The organism is Chryseobacterium koreense CCUG 49689, assembly GCF_001045435.1.
GTDB lineage: Bacteria > Bacteroidota > Bacteroidia > Flavobacteriales > Weeksellaceae > Kaistella > Kaistella koreensis.
Map to the genome: position 1 here is coordinate 33,626 of NZ_LFNG01000008.1, position 18,496 is coordinate 52,121.

General features: G+C 39.8%; 17 protein-coding genes and 1 pseudogene. 9 read left to right on the top strand and 9 right to left on the bottom strand.

The genetic code is table 11. From position 1 onward, the window contains the following. Positions 1 to 247 precede the first annotated feature (247 nt). From ACM44_RS07035 to ACM44_RS07065, 7 genes are all read left to right on the top strand, one after another. Entirely contained in the window at positions 248 to 1,576 is a 1,329-nt protein-coding gene (locus ACM44_RS07035) for a PSP1 domain-containing protein (protein ID WP_048499332.1), read from the top strand. Next, the gene (locus ACM44_RS07040; RefSeq protein ID WP_048499333.1) at positions 1,569 to 2,033 is read left to right on the top strand and encodes a gliding motility lipoprotein GldH; all 465 of its coding nucleotides are present in this window, start codon (positions 1,569 to 1,571) and stop codon (positions 2,031 to 2,033) included. Before ACM44_RS07035 ends, ACM44_RS07040 begins: the two co-directional genes overlap by 8 nt. 8 nt (positions 2,034 to 2,041) lie before the next feature. Beyond that, positions 2,042 to 4,423: a penicillin-binding protein 1A gene (locus ACM44_RS07045; RefSeq protein ID WP_048499334.1), complete on the top strand. Its 2,382-nt coding sequence runs from the start codon at positions 2,042 to 2,044 to the stop codon at positions 4,421 to 4,423. Positions 4,424 to 4,461: 38 nt separating this feature from the next. Next, complete coding sequence (locus ACM44_RS07050; RefSeq protein WP_048499335.1) at positions 4,462 to 5,037, top strand: hypothetical protein; 576 nt, start codon at positions 4,462 to 4,464, stop codon at positions 5,035 to 5,037. Between the two features lie 84 nt (positions 5,038 to 5,121). Further along, the gene (locus tag ACM44_RS07055; RefSeq protein ID WP_048499336.1) at positions 5,122 to 5,544 is read left to right on the top strand and encodes a hypothetical protein; all 423 of its coding nucleotides are present in this window, start codon (positions 5,122 to 5,124) and stop codon (positions 5,542 to 5,544) included. A gap of 71 nt (positions 5,545 to 5,615) precedes the next feature. Continuing rightward, the gene (locus ACM44_RS07060; RefSeq protein WP_048499337.1) at positions 5,616 to 7,160 is read left to right on the top strand and encodes a protein adenylyltransferase SelO; all 1,545 of its coding nucleotides are present in this window, start codon (positions 5,616 to 5,618) and stop codon (positions 7,158 to 7,160) included. A 30-nt stretch (positions 7,161 to 7,190) separates the two neighbouring features. Next, a complete protein-coding gene (locus ACM44_RS07065) occupies positions 7,191 to 8,465 on the top strand; it encodes a DUF6080 domain-containing protein (protein WP_048499403.1) in 1,275 nt (424 codons plus the stop codon). 86 nt (positions 8,466 to 8,551) lie between these two features. On the opposite strand, the gene ACM44_RS07070 is transcribed toward ACM44_RS07065, so the two are convergent. From ACM44_RS07070 to glmM, 4 genes and pseudogenes are all read right to left on the bottom strand, one after another. Continuing rightward, positions 8,552 to 9,922 carry a tetratricopeptide repeat protein gene (locus tag ACM44_RS07070; RefSeq protein ID WP_048499338.1) on the bottom strand — a complete coding sequence of 457 codons (1,371 nt, stop codon included), beginning with the start codon at positions 9,920 to 9,922 and terminating at the stop codon, positions 8,552 to 8,554. A gap of 68 nt (positions 9,923 to 9,990) precedes the next feature. After that, positions 9,991 to 10,227 (bottom strand): annotated as a pseudogene (locus ACM44_RS07075) (Txe/YoeB family addiction module toxin); the annotation flags it as partial. 12 nt (positions 10,228 to 10,239) lie between these two features. Beyond that, a complete protein-coding gene (locus ACM44_RS07080; RefSeq protein ID WP_048499340.1) occupies positions 10,240 to 10,434 on the bottom strand; it encodes a DUF2683 family protein in 195 nt (64 codons plus the stop codon). Positions 10,435 to 10,664: 230 nt separating this feature from the next. Next, positions 10,665 to 12,047: a phosphoglucosamine mutase gene (gene glmM, locus ACM44_RS07085; RefSeq protein WP_048499341.1), complete on the bottom strand. Its 1,383-nt coding sequence runs from the start codon at positions 12,045 to 12,047 to the stop codon at positions 10,665 to 10,667. Between the two features lie 184 nt (positions 12,048 to 12,231). Here glmM and ACM44_RS07090 point away from each other — a divergent pair, with 184 nt between their 5' ends. Further along, entirely contained in the window at positions 12,232 to 13,200 is a 969-nt protein-coding gene (locus ACM44_RS07090) for a Fic family protein (protein ID WP_048499342.1), read from the top strand. 101 nt (positions 13,201 to 13,301) lie between these two features. On the opposite strand, the gene ACM44_RS15315 is transcribed toward ACM44_RS07090, so the two are convergent. The 4 genes from ACM44_RS15315 to ACM44_RS07105 all read right to left on the bottom strand — a co-directional run bounded on the left by ACM44_RS15315 (position 13,302) and on the right by ACM44_RS07105 (position 16,886). Beyond that, positions 13,302 to 13,451, bottom strand: coding sequence for a hypothetical protein (locus ACM44_RS15315; RefSeq protein ID WP_160303978.1), 150 nt, complete (start codon positions 13,449 to 13,451; stop codon positions 13,302 to 13,304). A 71-nt stretch (positions 13,452 to 13,522) separates the two neighbouring features. Further along, on the bottom strand, positions 13,523 to 15,559 hold the full coding sequence (feoB, locus tag ACM44_RS07095) for a ferrous iron transport protein B (protein ID WP_048499404.1): 2,037 nt from the start codon (positions 15,557 to 15,559) through the stop codon (positions 13,523 to 13,525). 45 nt (positions 15,560 to 15,604) lie between these two features. After that, the gene (locus ACM44_RS07100) at positions 15,605 to 15,859 is read right to left on the bottom strand and encodes a FeoA family protein (RefSeq protein WP_083993666.1); all 255 of its coding nucleotides are present in this window, start codon (positions 15,857 to 15,859) and stop codon (positions 15,605 to 15,607) included. 139 nt (positions 15,860 to 15,998) lie between these two features. Next, positions 15,999 to 16,886, bottom strand: coding sequence for a GLPGLI family protein (locus ACM44_RS07105; RefSeq protein WP_048499343.1), 888 nt, complete (start codon positions 16,884 to 16,886; stop codon positions 15,999 to 16,001). Positions 16,887 to 17,014: 128 nt separating this feature from the next. Here ACM44_RS07105 and ACM44_RS07110 point away from each other — a divergent pair, with 128 nt between their 5' ends. Continuing rightward, positions 17,015 to 17,512 carry a DinB family protein gene (locus ACM44_RS07110; protein WP_048499344.1) on the top strand — a complete coding sequence of 166 codons (498 nt, stop codon included), beginning with the start codon at positions 17,015 to 17,017 and terminating at the stop codon, positions 17,510 to 17,512. A 72-nt stretch (positions 17,513 to 17,584) separates the two neighbouring features. Here ACM44_RS07110 and ACM44_RS07115 read toward each other — a convergent pair whose 3' ends face one another. Then, complete coding sequence (locus ACM44_RS07115; protein ID WP_048499345.1) at positions 17,585 to 18,457, bottom strand: GLPGLI family protein; 873 nt, start codon at positions 18,455 to 18,457, stop codon at positions 17,585 to 17,587. Positions 18,458 to 18,496: the final 39 nt, after the last annotated feature.

Sequence of the window (18,496 nt, forward strand, 5' to 3'; positions counted from 1 at the left end):
TAATAATTTTCAATATATTTTCACCAGTTATTTCCCACGGTGTTTAAATCAAATAACAGCTATAAAAATTTATATTTCCGCGAGATTTGCGATTATATGATTTACATAATATTTGCCAAATAATTATGGAATCTATAAATAAATTCCCATTTTTTTAAAAATGAAAATAAATCCACACAAAAAGCCCGCACTACAAGTTACACAAAAAAAATTATACTAAATTTGCAGATATTATATAGTAAAAATTATGAGTTGTGGATGCAAAACATCCGGCGATTCGTCTCATTCATGCGGAACAAAATCCGAGAATGGCTGTGAAAAAGTAGATACCTGCGGAAATAGCTATAAATTAAGCGTTTTCGATTGGCTCTCTGATATCAATAACCCTCCCCAATCCAAATTTGATTTTGTGGAAGTGAGATTCAAGAACGACCGGAAACAATTTTATAAAAACGTACATCACTTGCCGCTCCATATTGGGAGTGTAGTAACAGTAGAGTCGAGTCCCGGTCACGATATAGGTGTAGTAAGCCTCACCGGAGAGCTGGTCAAAATTCAGATGAAAAAGAAAAGAGCATCTGAAGAAAACCCTCTCAAAATTTACCGAATTGCCAACCAAAAAGATGTGGAAGTTTGGCAAGAAGCAAGGAAAAAAGAAGAATCCGTAAAAATTCAGGCCAGAAAAATCGCTTATGCGCTAAACCTTGCCATGAAAATTACCGATGTGGAATTTCAGGGCGATGGTCAAAAGGTCACCTTCTACTACACTGCCGATAGCCGTGTAGATTTCCGCCAGTTGATTAAGGAATACGCTCTTGCTTTCCGGACCAAAATCGACATGAAACAGATCGGCTTCCGACAAGAAGCTGCAAAAGTCGGCGGAATCGGTTCCTGCGGAAGAGAATTGTGCTGCTCAACCTGGCTCACCGATTTCAGATCCGTCAACACCAATGCCGCACGTTATCAGCAATTGAGCATCAATCCACAAAAGTTGGCAGGACAGTGCGGAAAATTGAAGTGCTGTTTGAATTACGAACTCGACAGTTATCTGGATGCTTTAAGTGATTTTCCGTCTTCATCCACTACTTTGGACACCGAAAAAGGAAAGGCATTCTGCATTAAAATTGATGTTTTCAAGAAAAGAATGTGGTTTGCATACGTGGACCATTCCATGGCATGGTACGATTTGGAAGTTCAGGAGGTGAAAAAACTAATCGCCCAAAACAAACGTGGCGAAAAAACGCCGCCGCTTGAAGATCTGAAAATAGTAGATCTTCCTACAAAATCTGTGGACTTGATCCAGGAAAGCAATATCGAAAGATTCGACCGGAAATCCAGAAACCAGGGAAAAAACCAGAACAGAAGAAATTCCGGCGGAAACCAGAAAGGTCCTGGTAATCAACGCCAGAACCAAAAACCCGAAAACCGTTCCCCGGAAAACAAACCTGCAGAAAAACAAGGCGAAAGAAGGAAAAACAATCCGGAACGAAACCAGACAAAGTCTGGAAATCAGCAGAACCCACCTCAAAAAAAATTCAAAAAGAAATTTCAGCCAAAGCGTGATAACAATGCATAAGATTGTAGCACTATTTTTCGTTTTGCCGGTGGTTTTGAGTTGCGGCAACACTTCCGAAAAAGTTTATATGAAAAACCTGGATGGAGCTTGGAACAAAAAATCCGAGCAGAATTTTGACTTTAAAGTCAATGATTCTCAACATCCAAAAAACATTATATTTGTTGTAAGAAACAACAATGAGTATCCCTACAGCAACATTAGATTGATCGTGAATTTTTCTGAGGTAAAGTCTAAAAAGAAAAGTACGGACACCCTGAACTATATTCTTGCTAAACCAAACGGAGAGTGGCTCGGAAAGGGTTTTGGAGATACCAAGGAAATTATGTTTCAGTACAAGTTGAATTACAAATTTCCGGAAAACGGCGATTATAAGATCGGGATCATCCAAGCGATGAGAACCGACAACCTGAAAGGAATTGAAGATATTGGTGTAAAAATAGAATCGGCAAAACCGTAGCATCATTTATGGAAAACACAAAAAATCAAGGAAATAAACCAAAAGCAACATTTCCACTTCCGCCCAAAAAAATCAAAAACGCCGGCTGGAAAAAGTGGGTGAAATTTATCTGGATTGGATTAATCGCGCTGGTTATTGGAATTGCGGCACTGTTTTTTGCGGTTTCACAGGGATTTCTGGGAAGCATGCCCGATGTGAAAGAACTGGAAAATCCGGATATCTACGTGGCTTCCGAAATTTATTCCTCAGACGGAAAGCTTTTGGGCAAGTTTGAAAAAGAGAAAACAATGCCGGTGACCTACAAAGAATTGCCTCCTTATTTAATCTATGCACTTCAGGCCAAAGAAGATGAGCGTTTTAAGGAACATTCCGGGATCGACCTGCAATCTGTGGCAAGAGCTGTCGCGTTCGGCGGAAAACGAGGCGGCGGTTCCACCATTACACAGCAGCTTGCCAAACTGCTTTTTACCGGAACTGCTTCGCAAAACAGACTTCAACGTTCATTTCAAAAACTCAAAGAATGGGTAGTAGCGGTAAGTTTGGAAAAACGCTACACCAAGGAAGAGATTATCACCCTGTATTTCAATAAGTTTGACTTCGTGAATAATGCAAACGGAATCGAAATGGCTTCACGAATCTACTTTAACAAAAACGCATCCAAGCTCACCTTACCAGAAGCAGCAATGTTTGTGGCCATGCTTGAAGCTCCGGTAGCAAATAACCCGCTGAGAAATCCTGATCGTGCCAAGCGAAGAAGAGATGTGGTCTTAGACCAAATGTTAAAGACCGGTTACCTAGACCAGCAAACCTATCAAAAAGCCATTGATACTCCAATAACCCTGGATTATCACCCGGTGAAATCGATCGACGAAGGATATTCCGCATATTACAAATTTTATCTTAGAAAAGAAATCGATAATTATTTAAAGGATTACGAAAAGAAAACCGGAAAAACTTTAAACCTCTATAAAGATGGCTTGAAGATTTATGTCACCCTGGATTCCAAGATGCAGACCTATGCAGAAGAAGCGATTAGGGAACACTTGACCGACCTGCAAAAAAGATTTGACGCAGAACAGCGTGGCAGAAAACAAAGACCTTTCTACTACCTTAATGACCAGCAGATCAACAATCTAATGGTTCAGGCCATGAAAAGGACGGGCAGATACAAACAGCTGAAAGCAGCCGGTGTTCCAGAAGATTCCATCATGATCGATTTCAAAACACCGATCAAAACTTCCAGATTTACCTGGGATGGCGAAGAAGAGGTGGAAATGTCTCCATGGGATTCCATCCGTTACCACAAACAGATTGCGCAAGCCGGCTTAATGTCCATGGTTCCGGGAACGGGGGAAATAAAAGCATGGGTGGGAGGAATCAACTGGCAGCATTTCCAGTATGACCACATCAAACAGGGAAAAAGACAGGTGGGTTCCACCTTCAAACCTTTTGTTTATGCAACTGCAATTATGAAATTGGGAATGACGCCTTGTTCCACCGTTTCCAACGCAACTTATAGAAAGGGGACTTGGACCGTGCAGGGTTCCGGAGGAATGTTGACTTTACGTGATGCGCTCGCTCATTCCAAAAACCCTGTCGCAGTGCGGCTTATCGAAATGACCGGTGTTCCAAGCGTAGTTCAGTTGGCGCGCGATTTAGGAGTAACCGAAGAAATTCCGAACAATTACCCGGTTGCTTTAGGCTCTTCTGACATCACTATTTACGAAATGCTCGGCGCTTACAGCTCTTTCGCCAATTATGGAAACTACATCAAGCCTGAAATGATTTGGCGTATTGAAGACGCAAACGGACGGGTCATCAAAGAGGTAAAACCGGTGACGAAAGAAGTCATGAACGAGCTTTATGCCTACACGATGATCGATTTGATGAAAGGAGTTGCGGAATTTGGAACCGCTTCCGGAGAATTAGGAAGAAGAGGGATTTCCAAAGGTGTAGAAATTGCCGCCAAAACCGGAACCACCCAAAATAATTCCGACGGTTGGTTTATCGGAATAACGCCGAATCTGGCAACCGGAGTCTGGGTAGGTTGGGAAGACCGCGCCACTCACTTTTGGGGAACCGGCGAAGGACAGGGAGCAAAAATGGCATTGCCAATCTGGGCTATTTTCATGAAAAAAGTTTGGGCAGACAAAGCACTCGGAATCTCAACTGATGACAAGTTTGTGAAACCCACCAACTGGACCGGAAGTTGCTCAGACCTGCAAGGTTTAGGTGGATACGGCGATGAAGGCGGTTTGCAGACGATAGATGAACTGAAGAATCCAAAACCGGCAGAATCCGGAAATCCAAATAAAAATTCAACGGGCAAAAAAGAAGAAAATGTGAATGAAAATCTCCACAGCGGAGACGAAATTGACTTTAATAAATAGTGAAAACCTTTTTTGACTTATTACGATTTTAAAGAAATATGATCAAAAATCCCTTTTTCCTGGCATTATTATTCTCCTTTCAATTGCTGTTTTCGCAAAAGATATCTATCCAACCAATCAACGATGAAGGTAATCCATACAAAATGGGATTCATGGGTTTGGCAACGGAAAACCAATATGCGCAGTTTGTTCCGCATTCCGGTTTGCGGCAGATAAAAGGTTTGGATTTTATGATCAATCCGCAAAACAAAAGTTCCAGTTTTTATTTTAATGTTTACAGAAATGAAAATGGGCAACCTGGGAAAGTCATTCATCATGTTCTGATCGAGACCAAGAAAAATGCTAAAAGCCAATTGATTTCGATCGATTTTGATGGCTTGGATCTTCAAATTCCAGAGGAAGGTCTATTTTGCGGAATCGAATGGATTATCGTTTCAAAAAACAGAATGGTTCCCGATATGGTTTTCGCCAAGCAGAATGTAAACGTTTATTATCCGAATATTTCCAACAAAAAATCTGAAACAGAAATTTTATGGCTATTTAAAAATGATAAGTGGGAAAGAAAAATAGATGACGCTTTGGAAAGGAACGCTTTGGATATTATCGTTTATTAAAAATATTTTAGTCTATCGACCATTACATTTTTGTATGTCATTTTTTTTTTAAGTTTGTCAGAAATCAAAAACAAGCTAAGCAATATGAAATACGCTTTCTTATTTTTTCTAGCTTTTACCTTCTTGATATCTTGTAGAAAAGAAGATGAAACCCCTACTAACAAAATTGCGGGTGAGTACAAATTAGTTCAAGCAAAATCCATTTTTACAACTACTGGAGAGCCTATTGTCGTTGATTATTCCCAGCAAAACATCATCTACAATTTTTCGAAAAACAATGTGTTAACCGTTTCTGGCAGCGATAATTATGGGTATAATCCCGGAACTTATCCTTATGAATTTAAGCATGATTATTTATCTGGAACGCCATTAACAGATGCGGAAATAAAAATTGATTTTGTTCTGATTGGGGGTGGTAGCAAAATGCTATTTTCCTCGTCTGGAAACCAAATGAAATTAATTTCATCCTACGTTGACGGAACAGATTTGATTTTTGAAAAAAAGTAGAACTTTCCTTATCAAATAACATTTATCCTTTCAAACCACTGAAAGGATATTTTTTTCCCGAACTTTGAACCATGAATCTCCACAAAATCACCCAGCAATTCCTCAACACCTTTCCAGGCGATTTTTCCGGAAACCCGATGCAGCGGCAAACCCCAAAAGTTTTGTTCGCGACCACAGATTTGGCAGGATTCCAGAATCCGGAACTGATTGTCTTTAATGAAAAACTTTCCGAAGAAATCGGATTGGGAAAAATTGAAACTGAGGAAGATTTGAAATTCATCAATGCCGAAAAAATTCCCCGAAATCTAAAAACCTACGCCACCGCTTACGCAGGTCACCAGTTCGGAAACTGGGCTGGACAATTAGGGGATGGCCGTGCAATATTTGCGGGAGAAATTAAGAACTCCAACGGAAAAACTACCGAACTCCAATGGAAAGGAGCCGGAGCAACTCCATATTCCCGAAATGCAGACGGAAGAGCGGTTCTGCGTTCTTCGGTTCGGGAATACCTCATCAGCGAAGCGGTTCATCATTTGGGAATTCCAACAACCCGCGGTTTATCGCTTTCTTTAACCGGTGAAAAAGTTGTTCGCGATATCATGTATGATGGAAATCCCGCTTACGAACAAGGCGCAGTCATGATGAGAACTGCGGAAAGTTTTCTGCGATTCGGGCATTTCGAACTGATTTCTGCACAAAACGAAATTGAAACTTTAAGAAAACTCGCCGATTTCGCCATTGAAAAATATTTCCCGGAAATTGATGTGGAAAGTCCGGAGAAATATTGGGAATTCTTTCAAATTATTTCCGAAAGAACCGCCGATTTGGTTGTGGAATGGTACCGCGTCGGATTTGTTCACGGCGTGATGAATACCGACAATATGTCGATTCTTGGATTGACGATTGATTACGGGCCGTTTTCTTTTTTGGATGAATACGATTTGAATTTCACGCCAAACACCACCGATTTACCCGGCAGAAGATATGCTTTCGGAAACCAGGCGAAAATTGCCCAATGGAATCTTTGGCAATTGGCAAATGCACTCTATCCATTAATTAAAGATGAAAAAAAATTAGAGAAAACGCTGAATGGGTTCAATGAAACCTTCTGGAAAAAGCACGACAAAATGATGGCTGAGAAATTTGGGCTTCATGAGGTTTTGGAAGGAGACGACCGATTTTTTACCGACGCCCAAAGATTGCTGGAAGATTTGAAATTGGATTACACCCTGTTTTTCAACCGGCTCGAAAAATTTGATGAAAGTTCTGATTTAAAGGAACTTTTCAAAGATGTTTCCTATTCGGTTTTAGGCGAAGAGCAGTATTCGGTTCTTGAAGATTTTCTGAGAAAATATCAAAATCGATTGCAGAAAAACACCATTTCAAGATCAAAATCTTTAGAATTAATGTCTAAAACCAATCCGAAATTCATCCCCAGAAACTATATTTTGTTTGAGTGTATTGAGGAACTGAAGCTCGGGAGAAAGGATTTGCTGCATAAAATCTTACTCGCTTTGGAAAAACCTTATGAAGAAATCTATCCGGAATTTTCCCAAAAAAGGCCATCGAAATATGATGGGCAAACCGGAAGTTCCATGCTTTCGTGCAGTTCCTAAATTTCACTATTTTTGCCAAAAATCACCATTTTGAAATTCAAACAAAAATTTTTTGATTTCCTGAAAACGGTTTTCCCTGCAACAAAATTTGAGTTTTTCCTTTTTCTGGTCTTCCTGACCGCTTATGGAATTTTGGGTACCTATATCGCGATGAATTACCGGATTATTTTTGATGACCGAATTCCGTGGGATGCGTATTTCAGTTTTGACAACCGTGCAATCGTGATGACCGGCGGCGGCTTTGAAAGACATCCGCTTTCAAATTATTTTTTCGGATGGATCCGGGAATTTGCGATGATGATTTCCCATGGAAAAAAAGAGGAGACTTTTCGGTTGGTTTTGGCGTGGTGCAGCAATTTTGCGGTGAGTTTGAGCTTGATCCAGATTTACAAATATTTGAAAAACATCATCCGGCTTACAAAAACGATTTCAGTGTTAATCCTCGTTTTTTTCTCTTTTTTCACCACCCCGATTTTGCTTTCATTCACCCCTGAAACTTACACCTACACCTTGTTTTTTCTGATGCTGTTTAATTATTACGCAGCCTTAAAACTTAAAAAAGACGAGCACATTTCCACAGCTTCCTTGACTTTGGCAACGGTTTCTATCGGGGGTTTCACGGTGACGAATGCTGTTAAGGTTTTCATCCCGCTACTTTTCGAAAACGGTTTGTTTAAAAGTTGGAAGAAATTTGCAAATGCCGCAATTAGGGTTTTTGTTTCCGTTGCTGTTTTTGCGCTGCTTTTCCTTTACCGATTGGATTTCAATTACATGAGGTTTTTCGAAAAATCCGGCGAGCAATATGAAAAGTTTTCAAAACCAAGAGTCACGCCGCTTTGGGACATGGTTTGCTCCTGGTTTTTTGGCGGAAATATGCTTTTTTCGTCATTCGTGATTCGGGATTACCATAATAATAAGGGATTCCAATACAAAGCGCTTTTTATGGAGGTTTACACTTCTGCGGTTCCTTACATTTTCATCGCTTTGGTTTTGGTTTTGGTTTTTTGGGCATATTTCAAAAACTTCAAAAACAAGTTGGTTCAGGTTTTAATGATTTCTTTTTTTGTGGACATCATCATCCATTGTGTCCTGAAATTCGGACTTCACACTTCCTATATTTACGGCGGCCATTTTATTTTTGTGGTTCCGCTGATGATGGGCTGGTTGTTTTATTCGTATAAAAATTCCCCGAAAATGATGTCGTTTCTTTTCGTTACGGTTTCACTTCTTTTGTTGTATTTAGGAATAAATAATTTCTTACGGATGGAAGAATTTTTCGCTTTTCTGAATCAGTACTACAGGTAAATTGAAGCGTATTGACAAAATAAAAATTGCCCCGAATACACAAAAATTCGGGGCAATTTTAAATCATCTCAATTGATGATTCTTATTTATTTTTTCTTTGCCTTCACTTTATCCGCTTCCTCTTTGATGAAAGGATATTTCAGCTGCATGTCTTCCAAGAGATTGGGATCGAGTTCCAGTGCGATAGAAAGCACGTTTCTTCCCTGTTTCTGGTTATTCATATGGAAATAGCAGTTGCTTAGCTGATAATACAATTCTGCGCGGTTATGCATTTTGGTTGCCGATTTCAGCGTGGCAATAGCCTCTTCATATTCGCCAAGCAACATGAGTACTTCAGAGAGCGCATACCAGTTGTAGAACCGCTGTGGTTCGAAATCAACGAGTTTTTTCAGGCATTCTAAACTTTCTTCAAATTTTCCGGAATCGATATAAAGAAAAGCCAAACGTTTCTGGAAATCCAGATTGTTTTCATTCAGCGAAACTGCTTCTTGGGCAAAATGCAGGGCTTCCTTCATGCCGCCCATTTCTTCGTAAATATAGGATTGCTCCATCATCGAAAGATAAAACTGTGGATCATCCCGCAATGATTTTTGGAAGCAGTTCAGTGCCAAAAGCGGTTGTTTGTTTTCTTTGTAGCACAACCCAATTTTGTAATACGTGAAAGATTTGGTGTATTCCAGTTCCAGCATTTCCTCATACACAGCAATGGCCTTCATCCACTCTTCCATGGCTTCGTAGCAAGCCGCTTTATTTGCATAAACCGCGATCGCTTCAGCATTTATGGCCAAAAGGTAATCAAATCCTTTGATGGCTTCCTCATAATTTTTTCGGTTGAAAAAAAACTGTCCATATTCAAACCAGGCAATTTCCGAAAATGGATATTGATCCAGATAATCGTTCAAAAAGTGGATTGCCTCGTCGCCTTTATTGAGTTGATTGTAGCAATACAAAGCATTCTCCAGCGAATATTCATCCTGCGGTTCGAACTTCAGTGCGAGTTTGTAATGCTTCAGTGCGTTGAAAGGATCTTCCAGGTTCACATATTCGTCAGCAATGAAATTGTGGAGGAAATTTTCCTCTTCTTCCAGTTCCAAAGCTCTTTCGCAGAATTCTATCGCTCTTCTCGGATTTCCCAGATTGGAGTAATATTTGGCACAGCAAACCAGGAAATCTGTACTTTCCATTGAGGATTCCCGGAGTTCGTCCATGAGTTCCCTTGCCTGCGTATAATTTTCGAGTTCCAGCAGAACTTCGAATTTCTTTGTTTTCAATTGCAGGGAATTGGGATGGATTTTCAGTGCATAATTAGTTGCTATTTCCGCATAAGAAACATCACCTAATTCCAGGTAATAAATAATGATTTCATCGAACTCTTCTGTTTCAAAATAGAGTTCCTCATTATTCTCGATCATCTGCTCAAATTTGATGACCAGCTCGTTTTCAAAAAATTCTTCCAATTTATTTTCTCAAATGTTATTTCAATGCCCGAAATTATCTTGCGGACTTTGAAAAACGTTAATGATTATTAATAGTGTCCTTTCATTGATTCGATGTAAATAACTCCATCGAAAATTTCATAAATAATTCTGTGTTCGCGATTAATTCTTCTGCTCCATGAACCTGACAAACTGTGTTTTAAAGGTTCAGGTTTACCAATGCCTTCTAACGGGTTTTGCTGAATGTCTTCCAAAATCTCTGTGATTTTCTTATGAATATTTTTGTTTCCAGACTTTCTCCAAAACTCCAAATCATTTTCGGCTTGCTTGGTAAAACGCTATTTCCATAAATCTGCAATCTTGATTTTCTTGGTTTCCCCTTTCTTGATTTCACTGCGAGATTTTTGGATTTTTTCTACAAACTGTTTGCTATAAATTTCGTCATTTTCCCAAAAATCCACTTCAATAGCTTTAAGAATGGTTTTTACTTTTCTTAACTCCTTTTGGTTTTTGGGATTGATGGTAATGGTCATTTCTAAACTTTGTTTAAAATTAAGTAAAAAATTTCAATAATTGCAAATACTTTTTTTAGGTATTCTGAGAATCGCTTAAAATTTCTAAATAAACCTAAATTTGATTACCCCGACCCTAAAAGGAGCAAATTTAGGTTTATTTACAAGGAAATTTTCCGTTCGCCGCGGCGAATTGTGGTAAAAGAAAATTTCCGACATAATATTTTTATTGAATAGAATTTAAACACACTCTATATCAAGCTTGTGATTTTCAAAATCATCTGATCTCCGAGTTCATCTGCTTCTTCCTGTGAAAATGCTTCGGTATAAATCCTGATGATCGGTTCTGTATTGGATTTCCTCAAATGGACCCAGTTTTTCTCGAAATCTATTTTCACGCCGTCCACCGTGGAAACTTCCTCTGTTTGATACTCGTTTTCCATTTTGGTTAAAAGCGAATCCACGTCAATGTCCGGAGTGAGCTCTATTTTCTTTTTGCCCATGAAATAACTTGGGTAAGTCGCCCGGAGTTCAGAAACGGTTTTGTTTTCTTTGGCCAAATGCGTCAAAAATAGCGCTACTCCCACCAAAGAATCCCTTCCGTAATGTAGGTCCGGATAAATGATTCCGCCATTTCCCTCGCCGCCGATCACCGCATTTTTTTCTTTCATTAACGTCACCACGTTTACTTCTCCCACTGCGCTTGCAAAATATTCGGAACCCAAGTTTCTTGCAACATCTCTCAATGCGCGGCTTGAACTTAAATTAGAAACCGCCACACCTTTTTTATGTCTCAAAAGATAATCGGCAACTGCGACCAAAGTATATTCTTCGCCAAACATTTCTCCGTTTTCGTCAACAAAAGCCAATCTATCCACATCTGGATCTACCACAATTCCCATATCCGCTTTCTCCTTTTTCACCAGTTCGCAAATGTCTCCCAAATGTTCCTTCAGCGGTTCCGGATTGTGCGGAAAATGTCCGTTGGGTTCGCAATACAGCTTGATGACTTCGCAACCGAGTTTTTCCAGCAATTGCGGAATGGCGATTCCTCCGGTTGAATTCACCGCATCGACCACGATTTTGAATTTTTTCAGCTTGATTGCTTCTGCATCTACCATCGGTAAATCCAGGATTTTTTGAATATGGATTTCGAAGGCGTCGTGGCGTTCCTCGTATTTTCCCAAATCGTCCACTTCGGCGTAATTGAAATCCTCGGATTCCGCCAATGCCAAAACTTCAGCACCATTTTCACCATTGATGAATTCGCCTTTTTCGTTTAAAAGTTTCAGGGCGTTCCATTGTTTCGGATTGTGCGACGCGGTCAAGATAATTCCGCCATCCGCATGGAGTTCCGGAACCATTACTTCCACAGTAGGCGTGGTAGAAAGTCCCAAATCAATGACGTGGATTCCCAATCCCTGCAATGTTGCGGTAACCAGCGAATTAACCATTGAGCCGGAAATCCGCGCATCTCGACCGATTACTAAAGTTAAATCTTTTTTATTTTTATTATTTTGAAGCCAGGTTCCGAAGGCGGAAGCAAATTTCACCACATCGAGCGGAGTTAGGTTTTCGTCAACTTTACCGCCGATGGTTCCTCGGATTCCCGAAATGGATTTGATTAAAGACATGATTCTGTGTATTTTCAGTTTTTAAACTGCTGCAAAAATACGAATAATTAAAGTAGGGAAAATGATTGGATTGTGAAATGTGCGATCTGAAAAGGATGCTATCAATTGATCCTGTAACTTCACTCGAATTAATTCGATTTGGAAAAATTTAGCTACTTTTGATGCTATCAAATGATACTATCAAATGAGACCACCTTATGCTATCAGTTCCGAAATCCTTAAACTAACTTCCTCTGTTTCAGAGAAAATTGGAGAAATCAATGCACAACATTTAAGCAGACCAGCTACAGAGCTTCGCAAAAAAAATAGAATCAAAACCATTCAGTCTTCTTTAGAAATTGAAGGAAATTCTTTAACTGAAGAGCAAATTACCGCCATTCTTGAAAACAAAAGAGTTCTGGCTCCAAAAAAAGATATTCTGGAAGTTCAGAATGCGATAAAAGTGTATGATAGCTTAAAAACATTCAACCCGTTTTCCTTAAAGGATTTAGAAAAAGCACACGGAATCTTGATGAGCGGATTGGTGGAAAATCCAGGAAAATTAAGAACGGGAAATGTTGGAATAATCAAAGGTTCTAAAATTGAACACCTTCCACCGAATGGATCGATGGTTCATGGGCTGATGAAAAATTTGTTCGCTTACTTAAAGAGCGATGATGAAATTTTATTGATCAAAAGTTGTGTTTTTCATTATGAGTTCGAGTTTATTCATCCCTTTATGGATGGTAATGGAAGAATGGGTCGCTTGTGGCAAACGTTGATTTTGATGAAGAAATATCCCATGTTTGAATTTTTGCCGATAGAGTCTTTAATTAAAATCAAACAGCAAGAATATTACAAAAAGCTGTCGGAATCTGACAAAAGTGGCAATTCAACTCCTTTCATTGAATTTATGCTCAGCATTATTTTAGAATCCTTGGAGAAGGTTTTGTGGACCCAAAATCAAACAATTAATTCCGAAGACAGAATAGAGCTGTTTCGCGAAAAGATGGGCAACCATATTTTTGGCAGAAAGGATTTCATGATGAATTTTAAAAATATCTCTTCTGCAACAGCAAGTAGGGATTTGAAAAAAGCCGTTGATGCAGGAATTCTGGATAAAACCGGGGACGGGAATTTGACGCGGTATAGGTTTTTAATGATGAATGGTTAAAGTGGGGAAAATGACGGGATTTTGATGGAATCAAACGCTGTCCATCATGATCTTTATTTCGAAGAAGGGGTTAAATAAACCGAGTCAATTTAGAAATAAACTCAGTGTCCGCCACACTTATCGCAAAACGGATCCTGTCCGTGGGTTTTCTTTTTAGTGAAGTTGTTCCTGATCCATCTGATAAAATAAATGATGGCACCCAAAAGCAAAACCGCGATGATGATATATTGAATAAGAAGTGAATTGTCCATTTTAATGAATATTTATGTTAACTCGTTCAAAATCCGCTCCAAACCTCAAATCTACCTATCGGCAGACAGGCTTATTTAAACAGCTGATACACAATCAGCGAAGCCACGTAAGCCAATCCGGACATTCCGAAAAGTTGCGCCATGGTCCATTTCCAGGATTTGGTTTCTCTGTAAACCACCGCTAAAGTAGAAACACACTGCATGGCAAAAGCATAGAAAAACAGGATTGAAATTCCGGTGGCAAAACTGAAAACTTTTTCTCCATTTGGATAAGTATCGTTCCGCATTTTGTCGATGATCTTTCCTTCCGGAGCTTCATCGTCCAAACTGTAAAGCGTGGACATGGTGCCTACAAAAACTTCCCGCGCCACGAAGCTCGTTAAAATTCCGACTCCCATTTTCCAGTCATAACCAAGCGGAGCAATCACTGGTTCGATTCCCCTTCCCATTTTTGCGAGGTAGGAATTTTCAAGTTTTACGTTGGTTGCAACCACCTCGTTGGGTTGTTGTTTCGGACCGATATAGCTGAAAAACCAAATCACGATGCTGAAAAAGAAGATGATTTTTCCCGCACCGGTAATGAATTCCCAGACTTTGCTTAAAGTCAGCTTAAAGTCATACCCAAAAAGCGGCGTCTTGTAAGAAGGCAAATCCATCACCAAAAAGGATGAACCTTTACTTTTGATGATTTTTTTGAGTAAAAGTGATGCCATCAAAGACATGAAAAAACCGAGAAAATACATCGCCATCAATGCGATCGCCTTGTAACTGATTCCTCCGAAATATTTATTTGGAATTATTAATCCAATGATGATGCTGTAAACCGGGAGTCGCGCCGAACAAGTCATAAACGGAGTCACCAAAATCGTGATTAGCCTTTCTTTCACGTTTTCAATATTCCGTGTGGACATGATCGCCGGAATCGCACAAGCCGTTCCCGAAACCAGGGGTACAATGCTTTTCCCGTTCAAACCAAATGGTCTTAAAAACCTGTCCATCAAAAAGATCACTCTGGCCATATAACCGGAATCTTCCAATAAATAAAGGAAATAGAGCAGGATTCCAATTTGTGGGGCGAAAACCGCAATTCCACCGATTCCGGGAATGATTCCGTTTGCGATTAAGGAATTAACCGGCCCTTCCGGAAGATGCTGGTTGGCAAAAGAGGAAAGTCCGAGGAAAAACTCGGAAATCCAGTTCATAGGATATTCTGCCAAAAAGAAAACACTTTGGAAAATGACCAAAAGAATGGCGGCAAAAATCACGTAACCCCAAACTTTGTGAACCAAAACCCTGTCTAGTCTTTCGGTCAAAAGTTCTTTGAATTGTGGTTTTTTCGAAATGACGTTAGCAATAATTTTGTCTATTTTCTGATAACGCCGAACGGTTTCCTGGGTCTGCAATCTTTTTGGAACCAGGCATTTCCGGTCGTCATCATTCATCTGTTCCTTTACCGATTCCAGTTTTCCGATGTAGGTGTCGGAAGCGAGCAAAGTCCAGATTTTGTATTGGTTTTCTTCGTGGGTTTCCTGCAGAATTTTAAACACCATTCCCTTTTGTTCCAAAGGAATTTCAAAGGAAACTTTGTCGGATCTTACGAAATTGTTCTCGAAAATTGCTGTGCGCAGTTCGTGGATTCCGTGGTTGTGTTTGGCGTCTGTCTTTAAAACTTTTACGCCCAATTCTTTTGAAAGTTCCTCCAAATTGATGGTGATTCCACGTCTTTCGGCTTGATCGATTTGGTTCACCACCAACAGAACCGGGATTCCCAAATCCTGAATCTGCTGGAAAAGCAGCAACCCTCTTTTGATGCTCAAAGCCTCCAAAATATAGACCACTCCCGCATATTTCTGCTGTTCGTCTATCAAAAATTTTGAAAAAATTGCCTCGTCTTCGGAGGTGGGGTAAATACTGTAAGAGCCGGGTAAATCAACTACCTCTATTTCCTCACCATTAAAAATATAATCCCCGGAATGACTAGCCACGGTGACTCCCGCATAATTTCCGGTCTTTTGCTTTTTGTTACAGAGCAAATTGAAGATGGTGGATTTCCCTACGTTTGGGTTCCCAACTAGAAGGATTTGTTTTTTTGTTGGACTGCTTTGCATTGATCCGGTCCTAAATCCATTCTTTTCAGTGGATTCCAAGATATTTTAAGTTAAAGGTTCTACAATAATGAACCGCGCCTCTTCTTCTCGGAGCGCAATTCTGTTCTTTTCGTCACCAAACTCAATATAGAGCGGACCTTTAAACGGTGCCTGATAAAGAATTTTGAAAACGGTATCCGGCAAAAGCCCCATTTCGATAATCTTGTTGGGCATTTTCAGGTCGTCATTCTGGTAACCAACGATTTTCCCCCCTCTATTTCTGGGGAAACAACACAGTTTATTGGAAATATCTCCTTTCAATTCTGATAATTTGAAGCGCAAATATACGTTATTTAAATTTAATCTAAATAAGGATTTTCCCTTAATTGACAAACATCATAAAAAACCTTGAAACAGAATCTGAATCAAGGCTAAAAAATATAATTTAGTGGAATGAATGTTACTTTTTGGCTTTCACCGGAACTGGTGGAATCTCTATGGGATTGTTGTTAGACCCGAAATAATCTTTCGCGCGCTTTTCCTGCTCTTTAATCATCTCTCCCAAAGTGATGTCGGAACCGGGGAGTTTCATGGACATTCTTTCTGGCGTCATGAAAGGCCTTGCCTCTGCAATCGGATCCGCCTTGAAACTGTCGTATGCTTTTTCAAACTTTTCTCTTGTGGTGGGAATAATGGTGGGCGACATTCCGTATTTCGCGTTGATTTTGTCTGCTTCGGATTCCTCAGAATAATTGGCGATTTTTTTGTTCCCTTTCAATTCCCAGGAATAATTATTCCCCTCATCCTCAATTTTCACGATGAGACCGGGAAGACCGAAAAATTTGTACGGTCCGTCCGGAAACGGAATATCTGTTGAAAACCAGGCGGTCCATTTTCTTCCACCGAATTCTGTGGTCGCTTTTTGGGCATTATATTCACCAATTTTTTGTTTCTCATTAGAGATTTTCCAATCGAATTTCAGTTCTTCTTCATAGCCCATCCTTTTTCTACCGATCTGGTCAGAAAAAGTAGTTTTCATTTCCGGATATGCTTTGGCAACTTTATAGCTAAACTTCGGCATTCTGATGGATTTCATTAAATCCTTAAACGTTCCCGCCTTTTCCATGGCATCCACCTCAGCTTTGATAATGGAATCTTGCGCCGGAATCGTAAAATCCTGGTAAATAGATTTTTTGGTGGTGATGTCTAGAGAAGTCATCACTTTGTCCATTCTGGCAGAATCTTTTTTCGGTTTAAAGGTTAACTGATAAAAGAATCGGTTGGCTGTTTCTTGGGCATTAACACCCATAAAAATGGTTAAAAGTAACAGCAGAAAAAACTTTTTCATTGAATTGATTTTATAGATTAGTTTTAGATTTTGGTCAGATGTTACAAAACTTTATGAAATATTTATAAGTCCATGATACCAAAAATCAGCAAATCCAGCGTAAATTTATAGCCTTAAAACCATTCAAAATGAACACATTACAAAACTTGAGAGACGAACTAAAGCATGAATACGAAACCACGAAAAAATTCATTGCAAATTATCCGGAAGGAAAAAACCAATATGCACCCCATGAAAAAAGCATGAAGATGATGCCGCTTGCGACGCACATCGCAGAAGTTTTTGCGTGGCCGGCCATGATTTTGAACACCGCAGAACTGGATTTTGCGAAAGGAGATTACCAACCTACCATTCTGAATACAAAAGCAGAACTGCAAAAAAAACTGGATGAGGATTACAATGCCGGAAAAGCTGCTTTGGAAACTGCACAAGAATCTGCTTTGGACTCCAATTGGAAGATGAGATCGGGCGATCAGGTTTTGGCGGAATGGTCAAAATATGGCGCGATTCGTCATGCTTTGGACCAGATAATCCATCACAGAGCGCAACTCGGTGTTTACTACCGAATGAATGACATTCCCGTTCCGGCAAGTTATGGACCAAGTGCTGATGAGAAAGGATTTTGATCAAAAAATAATTTGTCCCATAATCACAAAACCCGCTCCAAAAAGCGGGTTCTTTGTTTAAAAGATAATTGATTAAGGTTTCAGCTCAATCCAGTTGTTGTTCTTCTTCATCTCTTCCCGGGCATTTTGTTCCAAGGCGCGCAGCACTTCTTTAGGATCTGTGAATTCCTGTCCATTGATGTTGACTTTGATTTTGGAATTCGGCTGGTTCATGATTTCGCGCATTCCCTGAACCGGGTCGTTTTGATATTGTTTGAGCTGCTTAATGTACTGCTGCCTATTGACTTCCAGCGGTTTTTTCTTGACAAAGGGAATATCTTTTCCTTGGGTGTTGAGTTCCTCTGCTTTTTGCGCCACCAGTTTTTTGATTCCTTTCAGCTCCATTTTGTGGCTTCCGGAATCATCATAAACCTCCACAATCAATCCCGGAAGTCCGGAAAATTTGTACGGGCCGTCCAAAACCGGGACTTCGTTGGTAAACCATGCGGTCCAATTTCTGCCCGCAAAATTGACAGTGGCTTTTTGCGCATTAAATTCACCGATTTTCTTTTTTTCGGGAGTGATCTTCCAATCGATTTTCCGATCTTCCAAAACTTTATAGGAGTCGTTTCCAATTCTGGAAGTGAGGTAGGTTTTGTATTCTTGATAGGTTTTCTCCACTTCGTAATTGATTTCTCCACCCTTATTTTGTCTTGAAACAGAAATGTTTTTCATTCCCGCTGCCATTTGCTTTTTAATGCTTTCATTAATGATGGAATCGCTTTCAAATGTATTTTTGCTGTAATATTTCGAGCCGTCTTTTTGGATGTCGAGATACATCCATTCAGTTTTCAGGCTGTCCACTTTCGTAGAATCGGGCCGGAAAGTATATTGGTAAATCATTCGACTGCTTTGGGCCGAAAATAGAGCTGAAAACAGGATTAACAGCAGGGACAGTTTTTTCATAACGCAAGTTTTAGTTTGTCAAATTAAAAGATTATTCCG